This is a genomic window from Thermomicrobium sp. CFH 73360, from assembly GCF_023806465.1.
Lineage (GTDB): Bacteria > Chloroflexota > Chloroflexia > Thermomicrobiales > Thermomicrobiaceae > Thermomicrobium.
The window spans coordinates 273,705-288,990 of the sequence record NZ_JAMSLS010000003.1; the positions used below are offsets into that span (position 1 = coordinate 273,705).

Annotated in this window: 11 protein-coding genes; 6 read left to right on the plus strand and 5 right to left on the minus strand. The window is 62.1% G+C overall.

The features are described from left to right. Nucleotides 1-9: 9 nt before the first annotated feature. From NET03_RS13820 to NET03_RS07940, 6 genes are all read left to right on the plus strand, one after another. The gene (locus tag NET03_RS13820; RefSeq protein WP_252128369.1) at nucleotides 10-1,416 is read left to right on the plus strand and encodes a flagellar hook-length control protein FliK; all 1,407 of its coding nucleotides are present in this window, start codon (nucleotides 10-12) and stop codon (nucleotides 1,414-1,416) included. 15 nt (nucleotides 1,417-1,431) lie between these two features. Continuing rightward, nucleotides 1,432-1,875, plus strand: a complete 444-nt coding sequence (locus tag NET03_RS07920) for a flagellar hook capping FlgD N-terminal domain-containing protein (RefSeq protein ID WP_252128370.1) — start codon at nucleotides 1,432-1,434, stop codon at nucleotides 1,873-1,875. A 121-nt stretch (nucleotides 1,876-1,996) separates the two neighbouring features. Then, nucleotides 1,997-3,268: a flagellar hook protein FlgE gene (locus NET03_RS07925; protein ID WP_252128371.1), complete on the plus strand. Its 1,272-nt coding sequence runs from the start codon at nucleotides 1,997-1,999 to the stop codon at nucleotides 3,266-3,268. Between the two features lie 85 nt (nucleotides 3,269-3,353). Continuing rightward, on the plus strand, nucleotides 3,354-6,026 hold the full coding sequence (locus tag NET03_RS07930) for a choice-of-anchor Q domain-containing protein (protein WP_252128372.1): 2,673 nt from the start codon (nucleotides 3,354-3,356) through the stop codon (nucleotides 6,024-6,026). A gap of 18 nt (nucleotides 6,027-6,044) precedes the next feature. Further along, nucleotides 6,045-6,731: a class F sortase gene (locus NET03_RS07935; RefSeq protein WP_252128373.1), complete on the plus strand. Its 687-nt coding sequence runs from the start codon at nucleotides 6,045-6,047 to the stop codon at nucleotides 6,729-6,731. A 1,532-nt stretch (nucleotides 6,732-8,263) separates the two neighbouring features. Then, nucleotides 8,264-9,193, plus strand: a complete 930-nt coding sequence (locus tag NET03_RS07940; protein ID WP_252128374.1) for an NAD(P)-dependent oxidoreductase — start codon at nucleotides 8,264-8,266, stop codon at nucleotides 9,191-9,193. A 3-nt stretch (nucleotides 9,194-9,196) separates the two neighbouring features. Here NET03_RS07940 and NET03_RS07945 read toward each other — a convergent pair whose 3' ends face one another. The 5 genes from NET03_RS07945 to NET03_RS07965 form a co-directional block, all read right to left on the minus strand. Then, a complete protein-coding gene (locus tag NET03_RS07945; protein WP_252128375.1) occupies nucleotides 9,197-9,910 on the minus strand; it encodes an ABC transporter ATP-binding protein in 714 nt (237 codons plus the stop codon). A 3-nt stretch (nucleotides 9,911-9,913) separates the two neighbouring features. Further along, nucleotides 9,914-10,723 (minus strand): ABC transporter ATP-binding protein, encoded by an 810-nt coding sequence (locus NET03_RS07950; RefSeq protein ID WP_252128376.1) that lies wholly within the window; start codon nucleotides 10,721-10,723, stop codon nucleotides 9,914-9,916. 12 nt (nucleotides 10,724-10,735) lie between these two features. Then, nucleotides 10,736-12,409: a branched-chain amino acid ABC transporter permease gene (locus NET03_RS07955; RefSeq protein WP_252128377.1), complete on the minus strand. Its 1,674-nt coding sequence runs from the start codon at nucleotides 12,407-12,409 to the stop codon at nucleotides 10,736-10,738. Beyond that, nucleotides 12,406-13,476 carry a branched-chain amino acid ABC transporter permease gene (locus NET03_RS07960; protein WP_252128378.1) on the minus strand — a complete coding sequence of 357 codons (1,071 nt, stop codon included), beginning with the start codon at nucleotides 13,474-13,476 and terminating at the stop codon, nucleotides 12,406-12,408. Before NET03_RS07960 ends, NET03_RS07955 begins: the two co-directional genes overlap by 4 nt. An 85-nt stretch (nucleotides 13,477-13,561) precedes the next feature. After that, nucleotides 13,562-14,887 (minus strand): branched-chain amino acid ABC transporter substrate-binding protein, encoded by a 1,326-nt coding sequence (locus tag NET03_RS07965; RefSeq protein WP_252128379.1) that lies wholly within the window; start codon nucleotides 14,885-14,887, stop codon nucleotides 13,562-13,564. Nucleotides 14,888-15,286 lie beyond the last annotated feature (399 nt).

Sequence of the window (15,286 nt, forward strand, 5' to 3'; positions counted from 1 at the left end):
GGTGCGCCGGTGGTCTTTCCAGTGGTCGGCCAGGGAACCGGAGGACAGGGGGTTGCCGGCCCTCCTGGATTGCTGAGAGCAGAGGGTGCTGTAGATGCCTTCTTTGCACTGTTGGCTGCCCTTTTAAGCGAAAGTCAGTGGCCAAGTGGCGTACAGCAGGTGGTTGGCAACGAGGACTCAGCGTCCGTGCGAGCACCAGTGCAGGACAAACGTGAAGTGGAGGGGGAAACGCCCGCATTGGCAGAGGCGCTCGCGATGCTGGGGGCTGGCCAAGGATGGCCGGCTGCCGTGCCCGGGCAACACGTGGAGCCGGGAGCGGCCGTGCCTCATGATGCAGAGGGTGAAGTGGCACGCGGGGTTCCGGTCGTCGAACAAGTGACCGCTCACCAAGGTGTGATGCTGTCGGTGCCCAAGCGTGCCGATCAGCTGTCCAAGACGAGCTTGCCGGAGCCAGCAGGTGAGCAACTCCTCTCTGGGGCGTCGACTGCTGGTCATGCGGTGGTGGGCCGAGGGCAACCTCAAATGCAGGCTCAGCGAAGCCAGGCAAGTGCTCACGAGGGTCTGCTGATCAGTGACCTGACAGCGGTGCAGAGCACGCTCGCGCCTGATGCTCCAGACGCTGGCGCAGGTGTTTCGGCGGCACAGCTTGATCACGGAGGACAGGTCGGGAGCAGGGCTCCTGCCACTCGTTTCCAGGGAGTCGTACCGCGGGAAATCGATGGAGGGGTGCAAGGGGTAGCGGTTGGGCAGCAGGTTCCAACAAAAGGATTGCCATCCGCATCAGTGCGTGGTGTCGCCAACGGTGAGAGCGTGACCACAACCGAGCATGCAGGGATCGCCGTGAAGAGCACTGCACACAGGGATTACGGGCATGGCGCGGCGGAAGGGGCCGAACTCGTCGGCTCTTTGTTGCCAATGAGAGGGGGCGTGGACCAAGCGACGGTGGAGCCTGGAGGTTGGGTTGAGCCGATAGCGCAGCTCGAAGAGCAGGTGCTGCAGGCACTGGAGCGGGGCGTGCGGCAGGTACGAGTGCGCTTGGAGCCACCGGAGCTCGGCGTGGTGGATGTGCGAGTGCGCGAAATCGGCGGGCGACTGGAGGTGACACTCGCCGCGGAGCACCCGGAGGTGCGGCAGGCGCTCGAACATGGACGCAACGGACTGCGCATGGCCTTGGCGGCGGGCGGGTTCAACGTGCAGCGGCTCGAGATTCAGTCGCTCACGGGGAGCAGTAGACAAGACCTGCTCGGTGGGGCGCCAGGTGGAAACGGGTGGGGCGGGGGTCAGCAGGGGACGGCTGGTGACCCTGGTTGGGCGCGGGACAACGCGATGGCCTCCCACCTGCCACCAAGGGAGGTTGCAGAGCAGGAGCGCCGTCGGAGTTTTCAGCCGGCCAGCCTTGTTGATACCTGGGCGTGAGTGTGAGGTGCAGCGATGAGTGTCAGCGGCATTGGTGGGAGCAGCGCAGGGAGTGGGATACCGGGGCAGGCAACTGGGGTCGGGAGCACTCCGGGAGGACGGCTCGACAAGCAAGCGTTTCTGATGCTGCTGGTGGCGCAGCTGAAGAACCAAGATCCGCTCAATCCGATGCAAGACCGTGAGTTCATCGCCCAGCTGGCCCAGCTGAACGCGCTCGAGCAGTTGCAACAACTGAACGAGACAGTGGCAGCACTGGCGCAGCATGCGGCACTGGGGCAGGTGGCGGGATACCTTGGAAAAGTCGTGAGCGGTCTTGAGCGGACGAGCCGTGAGCTGGTGAGCGGCACGGTGGTGCGGGCAACGATCCTGGACGGCGCGGCGGTGCTGGAACTGGAGCGTGGAGAGCGAGTGGATGTCCGGGATGTCGTGAGTATTGCCGTGGCAGAGGAGGAGCGGTGAGGAACCAAGGATGGTGCGGATGGTGTGCTGGGGGTCACGAAGAATCTGCGCCGCCGTCCCTGCCTGGCGAAATGTGAGAGGGCGTGATGACGGGTGATAAACCGACGAAGGGGGACGAACGATGATGCGGTCGATGTTCTCAGCGATCTCGGGGTTGCGGGCTCACCAGACCTGGATGGATGTCATTGGCAACAACATCGCTAATGTGAACACGACCGGGTTCAAGGTTGGGCGAGTGCGCTTCACGGACATTCTCAGTCAGTTGGTGCGTGGGGCGAGTGGGCCAACTGAGCAGCGGGGCGGCATTAACCCGCTTCAGATCGGGCTGGGTGCAGTGGTGGGAGCTGTCGACACGATCCACACGCAGGGAGCATTGCAACTGACGGGGAAGCCGAGCGACCTTGCGATCCAGGGAGACGGGTTTTTCGTGGTGAGTGACGGGTCACAGACGCTCTACACCCGGGACGGCGCTTTTGATATCGGGTCGGACCTGCGGCTCGTGAATCCTTCGAACGGGTTCTATGTGCTGGGTTGGCCGGCGGATGCGAACGGGAATGTTGACACAGCGGGACCGGTGGGTCCGATCACCATCCCGATTGGCCAGCAGCTCGATGCCGTGCCATCGACGCAGATCACCGTGCAGGGGAACTTGGACGCCAATCAGGATACGACAGCAACGCCACCGCATTATGTAACCAAGGTGAGCATTATTGACTCGCAGGGGAAGCGACACGAGTTTTACATCCTGTTTGAAAAGACCGGGCCGAATACGTGGGATTACACCATGCAGGAGGATGATCCACGCACCGCTGCTACGGAGGACGACCCTGAATTTGCGCTGGGCGGGACGACGAGCGGAACGCTGGTCTTTGATGCAGACGGGAACCTCGATGCGGCTGCGTCCTCGATCGCGGCGGTTGACTTGGATTCCAGTGGTGGCGGGGCAAGTGTGGTCAGCGTGACCCCGGACTTCAGTCGGCTGACGCAGCTTGCTGCTGCGTCCACGGCCAATGCGGCAGCGAATGGAGCTCCGGCTGGTTCGCTGACCACGTTCACTGTGAGCCAGTCGGGTGAGGTGCTGGGAATCTACTCCAATGGGGTCACCAAGGTGATTGGTCAGGTGGCGTTGGCGCTTTTTACCAATCCCGGTGGCCTGATGAAGGTGGGCGGAAATGCCTACTCGCCTACGGTCAACTCGGGTGAACCGATTATCGGCCCGGCTGACTCCGGTGGGCGCGGGAAGATTGCGAGCGGGTACTTGGAGATGTCCAACGTGGACCTGGCCCAAGAGTTTACCAGCATGATCATGGCACAGCGCGGCTTCCAGGCGAATTCGCGGGTCATCACAGCGAGCGACGAGGTTCTCCAAGAACTGGTCAATCTGCGACGGTAAGAAGGTCGAACGAAGGATTGAGGAACCAATTTTGAGGAAAAGGACCGGAAGACGGTACGCCGCGCGCGGGGGAAGGGTGAGTGTGGTGCGGTGGCCAGGGTGGCAAGTCATCCTCCTCGTGAGTTCGCTGGCGATGGCAGCGGGCGGGGGTGCGCTGTTGTTTGCGCCAGCAACTGGGGCCGCGGAAGTGGTGATCACCGTGACCAGCTCCGCAGATGGTACCGGGTCGTGTACAGGCTCGGGCACGAGCCGCACCTGTCCGACGCTGCGGGCGGCGGTGATCGAGGCAAACGGCCTTACCGACCCGGTGACCATTCAGCTCGGAACAGGGACATACCAGCTCTCCATTCCGCCAGCACCCGACGATACCACAGAGACAGGAGATCTCGACGTGACAAAGCGGGGCGGTGTTCTGCGAGTGCACGGAGAGGGGAGCAATCAGACGATCATTGCGGGTGCCTGGCCAGGAGAAGAGTCTGACCGACTCATCGACATCGGCAGTGGAGCGACGGTGGTTCTGGAGGGGCTCACGCTCATGGGGGGAGAAGCGAGTCACGAAGACACGCGCAACTTTGACGGTGGAGCAGTATGGGTCGGTGGGGTGTTGCAGTTGAGTGATGTGCAGTTTGTGAGCAACAGTGCACAAAAGCATGGTGGGGCCGTCTTTGTGGCGCCGAGTGGGACGATCGTCCTCGCGCCGGACGCAGGGCAGATCGTTTTTCTGGGGAATCACACGGGAGCGAGTGGGGAGACGGCGGGGAACGGCGGGGCGCTGGCTGTGGCGGGGACGGTGATTCTCGACGGGACAGTGCGTCTCGTTGGGAATCAGGCCAGCGGTGTGGGCGGGGCGATCTGGGTGAAGGATGGGCGATTGGTGTTGGGGAGCCGAGTGAGCATCGGTGGTACAGGAGCAAGCGACCTCAACCAGGCAGGAGTCGATGGCGGTGGGGTGGCGGTCGAGGGTGGGCAGGTGGACCTGCAAGGGACACTGGTACAGGGGAACATCGTGGCAGGCCGTGAGGGGCGGGGCGGTGGTCTGTGGGTTGCGAAGGGACAGGTGACGCTCCGTACCGCGAGAGTGGTCGGTAACCGGGCGGGTTTGGGTGGTGGAATTGCAACTGATGAAGGGATTCTGACTCTGTTGGACACGGAAGTGCGCGAGAACGAAGCAATTCGGGATGGAGGAGGCTTGGTCATCCTCAGCCGAGGAAGCGGGCAGATTATCGGGGGGACGATTGCACGGAATACTGCGGTGGAAGGTGGTGGTGGCGGACTCTTCAATGCGGGGACGCTTGCTCTCTCGCGGACGGTAATCGAAGGGAATACCGCCGAGGCAGGGTCAGGCGGAGGGATTCTCAACAGTGGGACGCTTGACCTCAGTTCTCCGGAGACGGTGATTATCCGTGGCAACCGCGCTCGACTGGGGGGAGGCGTGGCAAGCGGTGGGACTGCGCGGTTACGGAGTCTCAGCGTGCAGAACAACGAAGCAACTCAGGATGGGGGAGGGGTCTGGAACAGCGGTGAGATGCTGTTGGATGGCGCAAGCATCGAAGGAAATCAGACCGGGAGCACTGGAGGCGGAATTTACCATACCGGAAATAAGACGTTGACGGTGCAAGGGAACAGTGTGGTGCGTGGCAATCAGGCCCCACTCGACGGTGGGGGGATTGCTGCATTTGGCAAGGTGGTCTTCACTGGTGCAACGATCGAGGGGAATCGGACAGGTGGTTCTGGTGGTGGTGTCCTCGCTGCGAATCAGGCGGAGTTCCGCAGTGTCCAGCTGATCGACAACCAGGCGGCGAACGACGGCGGCGGCATGCTCGTCGCGGAAGCCGGAAAGGTCACACTGGGCGATACGGCGATCCGTCGGAGCACGGCTGGCCAACTCGGTGGCGGGATCGCTGTGCGCAATGGGGGACAACTGGTGGCACAGGCGAGTTCGGTGACGGAGAACCAGGCGCTGTCGTACGGAGGTGGGATCGCCTCGCTCGGGTCGGTCGGCTTGACCAACGTGACGGTGAGCACCAACGTGAGCCAGCAGCGGGGCGGTGGGCTCTGGATTGGGCCGCAGGGCAGCGTGACTCTGCAGTTCGTAACGATGGCCTCCAACGCTGCAGCAGCTGGTGGTGCACTCTACAACGACGGCGGCACTGTGACGTTGCGCGGTACGTTGATCGCGGCGAGCCCCGGCGGGGGGAACTGCGGGGGGATCGCGCCGAGCTCGCAGGGCAGCAACCTGGAAGACCGTGACAGCTGTCTTCTGCGGGGAAGCGGTGACCTGGTGAATGCTGCGCCGAATCTCCAGTCATTGCAGGTGGACTCGACCTACGGCACGCTGTTCCATGCGCTTGGTTTGGGGAGTCCCGCGATCGATGCTGCGGGGACGCAGAATTGCCCAGCAGACGACCAATTGCACACGAAGCGTCCGCAGGGGACGGCCTGTGACATCGGTGCCTACGAGTACCCGGTACCCGAAGTCACTCCCGTGCCGTCAGCGGTCCCAACAGGCACACCGGGAACGACGCCGGTCGCGACGCCGCGCACAACCCCGACGGTAGGAGGGTCGCTTACCGGCCCGGCAACACCGGTTGTCGGTCGTGGTCCGACACCAACGCCGACCATCGGTTTACCGAATACCGGTACAGCGGATCGTGGCAATAGTGTTCGATTGCTTGGACTCGGCCTGATCATGCTTGGCCTTACAGGAACGCTTGCCGGCGGTGTGGGGCTTCTCCGCCCCGGTCGGCGGGAGCAGTAAGGTGTGGCGGAGTGAGTGGTGCGCTACGGGGCAAGCGTGGCGGTCCTGGTCTTGGCAGCATGGGTGCTCGGTGTGGGTGCAGGGTTTCTCGGAGCGCTCACGCTTGGTGACGACCGCGTGGTCCATCAGACGCCGTCGGTCCGTTCCGTAGAGCGCATTGCTCCAACCGTTGCACTGCCGATGGTAAGTCCGACGGCGGGACGCGAACCAACGCCTCTTCCCACACCAACGACGGTCCTCGCCTCGATCGCGCGGATTCGGATCCCGGCGATCGGGGTCGATGCGTCTGTGGTCGTCAAAGGCCTCGATGCAGCGCGACGCATGGTGGCGCCTGACTCGCCGGAAGAGGTGGCCTGGTACGACTTCACGGCGTTGCCAGGGCAGGGGAGCAACATCGTCCTGGCGGGGCACGTTGACTTTGTGGGTGTTGGCCCGGCGGTGTTCTGGGATCTCTGGCGGCTACGCGTTGGAGATGTGGTGGAACTGGAGTTAGCGGACGGGAGTGTGGCTCGTTACCGGGTGGCCGGGCTGGAGACGGTGGAAGAGGTACGAGCCCCGGTCGAGCGCATCGTGGGGCCGACTCCGGAAGAGCGGCTCACCCTGATAACGTGTGCTGGCAACTACAACCCAGCAACGGGACGGTATGACCAGCGGCTAATTGTCACGGCGGTACCCATCGGCAGACTGGGATCGACGAGAGGGTGAAGCGGCGCGTGGCAGATCATCGAACGCCGCTGTGGTCGTGGAGCGCTTGGGTGTGCGCAGCGTGAGGCGTTGTGCAGCACTGTGGCCAGGTTGGGAGAAGAAGGGGCCGGTGGATTCAGGAGCGAAGCGGTCCGCTGGTGTTGGGTGAATACCATTGCAGTAACCGAGTTCCGATGGAAACCGTGCTCGATCGAGTGACAGGGACCCGGAAGCTTTGCGGTTCGCCGCCGTGTCGAGCGGTGATGTGCGAGTGGCTGCTATTCCAGAGCGGTGTCCTGCTGTTCTACTGCGACGTGAGGAGCATCTCACGGGGTTGCGTTGCTGCCGTTGCAGGTGCAGGCGATTTCTCGGGCGGTACTATCCACGCTCCTGACAAAGCAGGTGTGGAGTGTTCCATCAGGCGGCGACGTGAGCGCTATTCGCCGTACGCACCAGTGCCGTGATCGTCCACGGTGGTGTTTGACCCCCTGGTGGTGAAGTCTGGCTGCGAGGGCTGGAGCGGAAGCGCATGCCGGTCGGAAGAGTAGGTGGCGCTTGTTGGAAGGCCAGCTGACGGCACGTGAAAGAGCAATCCGCGCATTTCGTGGTCGTACTGACTCGAGCGCACAATACCTTGTAGCATGAGCGAACTACCACAAGGAAGAGGCGGTCTCCCCCCTTATCGATATGACGACTGAGGGATGGTGAGCGTGCTCGGGTGGGGAGTACTCCGCGTCTCTCGAGGGAATATCGTTGCTGCAGACCTGGAGGAGCACCTCTGAGTCGTGTGGTGAGCGCGACGAGTTCTCCCTTGCGGGCGCCACAATCACCGCGAGCTCGAACGAGGCCACTGGTGGACACTGCACGGCTCGGGTGCGATTCACTCGTGACGTTCTACCAGTTGTGAGTCGCGGGGGCTACTTTCCCGCTTGGGTAGTACTGCGGTGCCCCTGCGAGGTATCGGAGCACTGATTGCTGGTGATGGTTCTTCAGGCGAAGTAGATGGGGTGTGTTGCGTTGTCCGCGTGGAAGTGCAGTTGGAGGATGATTGGAGTGTCACTCATCCTGCTGAGGTAGCCGTGCGACGTCGGTCGTGAAGACCCTGTACCGTGACACACAACTGGCTCCGACAAGGTACGCCTTGGCTCCGTTGCTCACGAACGTTGGTCAGGGATGTCGCGAGCCGGAGACGGATCATCGACTCCAGCGTCTGACTACTAGGCTGAGGTGGATTGCGGGGGCCTGTCGGCGCGCGACACACGCGTCTGTCGAGAGGGTGAGAGGAAACGTCGATGCTCTCATGCGTGGACCGGTGACACCTCGCTGGCGCGCAATTCGTTGGCAATCTGTCTTGGAACCGATGAAGGGATGGTGGCGCGTGAATGAGAGTGTTCCAGAGGAGAGGAGTCGGATACCCACTGGTCGGTCGCGCGACGGTCGGGGGAGTGGCAACTGCGCGGGTGGTCGCAGAGGCGAAGACTTGCAGGGGCGCTCAATGGTCCGGCATGATGAGCGGTGCACGGGGTGGAAGCGGTGAGAGGACTGGTGGAACCGTGGGAGAACTGCCGACACTTGGATTCGTTGGGCTTGGGAACATGGGGCGCCCAATGGTGCTGCGCTTGTTGGAGGCCGGGTACCGGGTGCTGGTCAGTGACCGGCGATGGGACGTTGCGCAGGCACTGGAGCTCCACGGGGCGGAAGCGGTGCCGACGCCGCTGATAGTGGCGGATGAAGCGGATGTGTTTCTGACTTGTCTTCCAGGGGATGATGAGCTACTGGAGGTCTACCTTGGCCCGGAGGGAGCGCTGGAGCATTTACGTCCCGGCGCGATGGTGATTGAACTGAGCACTGCTTCGCCCATGATGGTCCAGCGTATTGCCCAGGAGGGACGTTTACGGCAGATTGACGTAGTTGACGCCCCAGTCGGTGGTGGACCTCAAGAAGCGGCGACTGGAGCGCTGACAGTGATGGTTGGTGCCGATGCGGCAGTCTTCGAGCGCTCCTTGCCTATTCTGCAGGTTCTGGGAAGCGACATCTATCTTGTTGGTGATCCCGGTATGGGGAAAGTGGTGAAGCTTGTTAGCAATCTTCTTACTGGGGTGAGTCTAGTGCTCATTGGGGAGGCGTTGGCACTAGCGGCGAATGCCGGTGCTGACCTGGCGCGAGTCTACGAGGTGATACGGTCCAGTAGTGGGGGCTGGAAACTCTGGAGTGAAGTCGTGCCTGAGCTACTGCGTGGTCCTCAGGAAGGGTTGTTTCGACTCGAGCTCATGAAGCGAGACATGGAATTGGCCATGCGACTGGGGAACGATGTTGGGTCCCCCGTGCCTCTCGCGGCGCTGGCACACCAGTTCTACGTCGCCGCGAGGGCGCGGGGATGGGGAGGGCTCGGCGCGCATGAGGTGGCACGCCTGGTCGGGCGGTTAGCGAACGTGCAGTTCAGCGTGAGTACCGGCGGTGGGGAACTCTTGGCGGCTGAGTGACGCTCAGGCTGCACCAAGATACGCGGCCTGAACGCGCGGATCGCGGGCGAGCTCGGCGGCTGAGCCGGCAAGGACGATCTCGCCAGTCTCCAGGACGTAGCCTCGGTGGGCAATCTCGAGCGCCATACGAGCGTTCTGCTCGACAAGCAAGATGGTGGTTCCATCGCGGTTCAGGCGCTGGATGACTTCGAAGATGCTCTCGACCAGGACGGGCGCCAGGCCCATTGAGGGCTCGTCGAGGAGGAGGATGCGGGGCTGCATCATCAGGGCGCGTCCGATGGCGAGCATCTGCTGCTCGCCGCCGGAAAGTGTGCCACCCGGTTGCTTACGACGCTCGGCGAGGCGTGGAAAGAGCGTGAAGACGTACTCTTGGCGCCGGGCGATTTCAGTGCGGTCATGGACCGTAAAGGCACCCAACCGGAGATTGTCTTCGACGCTGAGACGCGGGAAAATGCGTCGCCCCTCTGGGACGTGCCCAACCCCGAGTTCGACGATCTCGTGGGGTTTGCGATGGGTGAGGTCAGTACCCTCGAGGAGGATGCGACCGGCCGACGGTCGAACGAGACCCGAGATGGCGCGAAGTGTGGAGGTCTTGCCGGCACCGTTTGCACCGAGAAGCGTGACGATCTCGCCTCGCTCGACTGTCAGGGAGATTCCCTTGAGCGCTTGGATGAGGCCGTAGTGAACATGGACACGTTGGAGTTCGAGGAGCGACATGCGTTATGCCTCCCCCGGAAGCGGTAGCGTGGAGGGGCCGAGGCCACTCGCGGCGCCACGCCCGAGATAGGCCTCGATAACCCGTGGATTGCGTCGAACTTCTTCGGGTGTTCCCTCGGCGATCTTCTCACCGAAGTCGAGAACAGTGACGACGTCGCTGATGTTCATGACGACCTTCATGTCGTGCTCGATCAACAAGATGGTGATGCCGCGCTCGTCGCGCAGTCGACGGATGAGACGGATCATCTCCTCTGTCTCGTGGGGGTTCATTCCAGCGGTCGGTTCATCGAGAAGAAGCAGCTTGGGCCGAAGGGCGAGAGCGCGTGCGATCTCGAGGCGGCGTTGATCGCCATAAGGGAGATTGACCGCTGTGAAGAATTCCTTGCCGGTGAGCCCGACGAAGGCGAGAAGTTCTCGAGCCTCACGTTCGGCTGTGCGCTCGGCGCGGCGGTAGCGAGATGTTCTGAGGATTGCATCGAGCAGCGAATAGTTGATATGCGGGTGGAGACCGATGAGAACGTTATCGAGGACGGAAAGGTGCCGGAAGAGTCGGATATTCTGGTAGGTACGAGCGATGCCGAGGCGTGCGACGAGATCCGGCCGGAGCCCGGTGATCGAGGTTCCGGAGAAGCGGATATCGCCCGCGTCGGGAACGAGGAAGCCGGTGATGCAGTTGAAGAGCGTCGTCTTCCCGGCACCGTTGGGGCCGATCACACTGTGAATGGCGCGCTCCTGCACAACGAGGTCAACGTCGCGGAGAGCGACGAGACCGCCGAAGCGCTTCGTAAGGTGGAATGTTTCCAGCAGGGCCATCGGTGCGATCTCCTATCCGCGCCCGGTGGCGATTTCAGCGGGAGCAATCTCCCGTGCCTCCTCGACGGCCTCTTCGAGCTCGCGGCGATGGATGCGCTCCGGGAGGAGGCCAGCCGGACGGAAGAGCATCATAGCGATCAGGACGATGCCATAGACTAGGAGGCGGTACTCCTGGAATTCACGCAGGAGCTCCGGAAGGCCGACGAGGGCAAGAGCACCAACGACGACACCTGGCAAGCTCCCCATACCGCCGAGGACGAGAACCGCGACAACGTTGATGCTCACGAGCAGTGAGAAGCTGGCCGGAACGACCGAGCCCACGAGGGAGGCAAAGAGAGCACCGGAGAGACCACCGAACGACGCGCCGATGGCAAACGCCGAGAGTTTTGCCGTGACACGGTTAATACCCATGGCCTGGGCGACATGCTCGTCTTCCCGAATGGCGAACCAGGAGCGTCCCAGACGGGAATCGCGGAGGCGGACTGAAAGGAACCAGGCGAAGAGACAAGAGAGAAGAACGAGAAGATAGAACTCTTGTGGGGAGTCGATACGCCAAGAGGCGATAGACGGTCGGCCGATGCGCGTAACACCCTGCGCACCACCCAGGTATGGCTTGAGCCAGTCGGAAAGGACAAGGAGCCGGACGATTTCGCCGAAGCCGAGTGTTGCGATAGCCAGGTAATCGCCACGCATGCGCAGGACAGGCAGTCCGACGAGGAGCCCTGCCAACACGGTAGTGACGATGGCGATGGGGAGTGCGATCCAGAAATCGAGCGTGAACCGCTGGCCGACTTCCGGTGACGTGAGGACGGCCATTGTGTAGGCGCCGACAGCAAAGAAGGCGACGTAGCCAAGGTCGAGAAGGCCAGCGAAACCGAGAACGAGGTTTAGGCCGAGCCCCATCAGGATGTAAAAGCCGACGAAGTCGGCAACATTGCTCAAGAAGAGTCCTGCCCAGAGCGGGACACTGGCAAGGATCAGGAGCAGGAGTGCCTGAGTGACTGGTTGCCGGAGCGTGGCTGGGACCGCGGCCGTGGCGCGGGCAGTTACAGCTTTGGCGCGTAGGGACCAGCGCAAGGTGAACAGAACAGCAGCCAGGAGGAAAGTGACAAGAGCACCGGCGAGTGAGAGTCCAGCTGTTCCATACAGGAAGGATGTGACGACCTGCGGCAAGAGTGGACCAAGGACATCCCGCAGGAGGCCAAGGAGCAGCGTCATCAGAGCAGCTGAGACGATCACGCGTCCCCACGGGCGTGGGAGCGCACTCAGTCCACCGGCGAAGAGGCCAGCGAGGAGACCGATGAGCAGAAGGCGTACAAGGCCTGCACCACTCGCACCGCCACCAAAGGTCAGGACACGAGCGAGTTCAGGGGTGGCGTTCAAGAGGATCTGGCGCAGATTAAGATGAGTGACCAAGAGGGCAAGCAGGAAGAGCATGAGACTTGAGAGGAGTGCACTAAGAATACCCCAGGGAATCCGTTGAACCGCTCCAGGATATCGTCGACCGGTGGCGTAGGCTGCCAGGGCGAGGAGCGCAACAAGCAGCGCGTAGCTAAAGGTCAGCGCGTCACCGACCAGACGTCGCTGAGCGAAGGCGGGAATGAGTCCGACTAGGCTGAGGTGCCACCCGGCGATACCAGCGACAAGGCCGATGAAGATGGCACGACGCGCTGCGTGGACGATCATACGCGTTCCTCTCCACCCAGCCGTTCGCCCAGAAGACCGGTTGGGCGAAAGATGAGGATGAGTACGAGGATCGTGAAGGCGATAACGTCCTTGAGCTGGTGCGCAGCACGAATCCCGTATCCATCGAAGAAGAGGCTTGGTCCAATCGACTCGATAACGCCAAGCACGAGGCCACCAACAGCGGCGCCGGGGAGATTGCCGATGCCGCCGAGTACCGCGGCGGTGAAGGCCTTGATTCCAGGGAGGAAGCCCATGAAGAACTGAACTTGGACGAAGACGAGCGCGTAGAGGACGCCAGCAATACCAGCCATAAAGCCGCCGACGGCGAAAGTCGTGACAATGGCGCGGTCCACGTCAACGCCCATCAGGGCTGCTGCTTCCCGATCCTCGGCGACGGCACGGATCGCGAGACCAGCACGCGTTCGCTGAAGGAAAAGCACAAGCAGAGCGAGAGTGATCAAGACGCCAACAAAGACAGCGATCTGTGTCTTTTGGAAGACCCAGAGCTTTCCCTGGAGGACAGGGATCGCCGGGTAGGCACGGACGCCCGAGCCGAAGAGGCCGCGGAAGGTGTACTGCAGGAAGAATGAGGCTCCGACTGCAGTGATGAGGGGGACGAGGCGTGGTGCGCCGCGGAGCGGCCGGTAGGCGATCCGCTCGACAAGAACCGCCACGGTCATTGAGACCAAGCCACTGAAGAGAAGCATCGCGACAAGGCTGATCCAGGGATGGGCCTTAAGGAAGCCACTGCGGTTGAGATAGTCAGCGAGAAAAAACGTGGTCATAGCACCGCTCATGAAGACTTCGCCGTGGGCGAAGTTGATCATGCGGAGAACGCCATAGACCATTGTGTACCCGAGGGCGATGAGCGCATAGATGGCACCTTGAGCGATGCCGAAGACGACAAAATCACGCCACTGGGCGGCAGTATAGTGACCGGCGCGAAGGGTGAGGATGGAACCGAGAAGCACAATGGCAAGCAGGATCCCGCCGATCGTCCAGACGATCAACTGAGAGATATCGATCCGACGACCTCCAGTAAATCGATGCGGCGCAGCGATCGTCACTGCACGCTCCTCGTCATGAGACCGTTCTCTTTAGGAAGACTGCCGGGTCGGGAGTCTCCCGACCCGGCAGTCGCGCGAAAACGGGTCATGGATAGATCTTGCGGATTGCACTGTCCGGCCAACCAGCGGTGTCCGTGCTGAAGACCTCATAGACCGCAATCTTCGGGTCGGCGCAGTCGCCATACTGGTCACAGGTGAGGTTCCCGGTCAGCCCAGAGAAGTTCTTCGTCTGGTAGAGCGCCTCACGCAATGCCTTGCGTGGGATATACAGCGTACCGTCTGGTGCTTGGACGGCGACCTTCTTGATGGCTTCCACAATCATCATGGTCGCGTCATATGCGTGAGCGTGGAAGCCAGCGACCGGCTTGGTACCGTACTTCTGCTGGTACTTCTGGACGAACTCCTGATACTTGGGGCCGAGTACTGTGAGGTCCGGGCCGCTCAGATAGAGTCCCACAGCAGCCTGGCCAGCGTTCTGAACCGTCTGTGGCTCAAGGAGACCGTCGGCACTCATGAGTTTGACATTCTCAAGGCCGCTAATCTCCTTGGCCTGGAGTGTGATGTACGAGCCTGCGGGGTTGAAGATCGGGTAGTAGATGAGTTCAGGCTGCTGCGTCGCGATGCGGGTAAGCACCGGGCGCATGTCGGTATCTTCCGGGCTCACCGCTTCCTGGGCGACCACAGTACCGCCGAGCTTCTGGACATTCTCGGCAAAGACATTGGCCAGCTGCTCAGCGTAGAGGCTCCCATCGTGGATGGTGGCCACGCGCTTGAGCCCGAGCTTATTCACCACGAACTCAGCGGCGACGCGCCCCTGGACCTTGTCATTGTGCGCGACGCGGAGGTACGCGTCGACGTGCTTTGCGGGATCGGTGAGGTCTGGAGCGGTGTTGGACGGTGAGACCATCACGAGGCCAGCCTGGTCAATGATCGGCGCACCAACGCGGGCCTCTGAGGAGCAGGACGAGCCGACGATCGCGACGATGCGTGGGTTTGCAGCCAGGCGGGTTGCCGCTGCCTGTCCGCCCTCGGGATTGCAGCCGGAGTCCTCGCCGACGAGTTCGATCTTGTGACCGAGGAGTTCACCACCAAGGTCTTCGATGGCGATCTCAATGCCCCTCTTTGAGTCCTCACCCAACTGGGCGGTGCCGCCGGACACTGTCAACATCCATGCCAGAACGATTGGTTCACCCGGCTTGATTTCGAGGACACCGATTGGGTCAGTTGGCTTTGTTACCTGGGCTTGCGGTGTCGGCTGTGCGGCCGGAGTAGGCGACGCCGCAGCTGCCGGGGTTGGACTAGGTTGTGCCGCTGGTGCCGGGGTCGGGGTCGGCTGGGCTCGCTGACAGGCGGCAAGCACGAAGGCCAACAGCAGCAGAAGCACTGTGAACGAGCGTATCGGACGTCGCATCGGTCCTCCTCCTCAAGCTGACCGAAACAACAGAAACCCGGACATGCCGGACCGGCGTCCGTGTGAGGTCATTCTCGCACAAGATCGGCGGAGCAGTCAAGACACCCCCTTGTGCACGGTGCTGTCCTGGGAGTGAGCTCTCTGGCGTACCTCGGCTGGTCGTGCTGCGCGTGGCGCGTGATGGGATTCGACTGGTCGGAGGGTAAGGCAGCGCCTCGCTTTGCAGCGTGAGGAAAGGCGCGTCCAAATCTCCTGTGACTATCGTCGTAGGAGGGAGGAGCCTGAGCCGGTCTGGTGCGCTCCCTTTGGACGAGCCTTCGGCAGGTCATCCTTGTCTCTGTCCACGTGCTCTGAGTTTGGCAGGACTCGCTTGTGCTGGGTGTGTCTTGAACTTTGAAC

Bases quoted from the DNA above. Each gene is read 5' to 3' on its own strand.
- NET03_RS07965 (WP_252128379.1), bottom strand. From the start codon at position 14,887: ATGCGACGTCCGATACGCTCGTTCACAGTGCTTCTGCTGCTGTTGGCC.
- NET03_RS07945 (WP_252128375.1), bottom strand. From the start codon at position 9,910: ATGTCGCTCCTCGAACTCCAACGTGTCCATGTTCACTACGGCCTCATC.
- NET03_RS07955 (WP_252128377.1), bottom strand. From the start codon at position 12,409: ATGATCGTCCACGCAGCGCGTCGTGCCATCTTCATCGGCCTTGTCGCT.
- NET03_RS07925 (WP_252128371.1), top strand. From the start codon at position 1,997: ATGATGCGGTCGATGTTCTCAGCGATCTCGGGGTTGCGGGCTCACCAG.
- NET03_RS07920 (WP_252128370.1), top strand. From the start codon at position 1,432: ATGAGTGTCAGCGGCATTGGTGGGAGCAGCGCAGGGAGTGGGATACCG.
- NET03_RS07950 (WP_252128376.1), bottom strand. From the start codon at position 10,723: ATGGCCCTGCTGGAAACATTCCACCTTACGAAGCGCTTCGGCGGTCTC.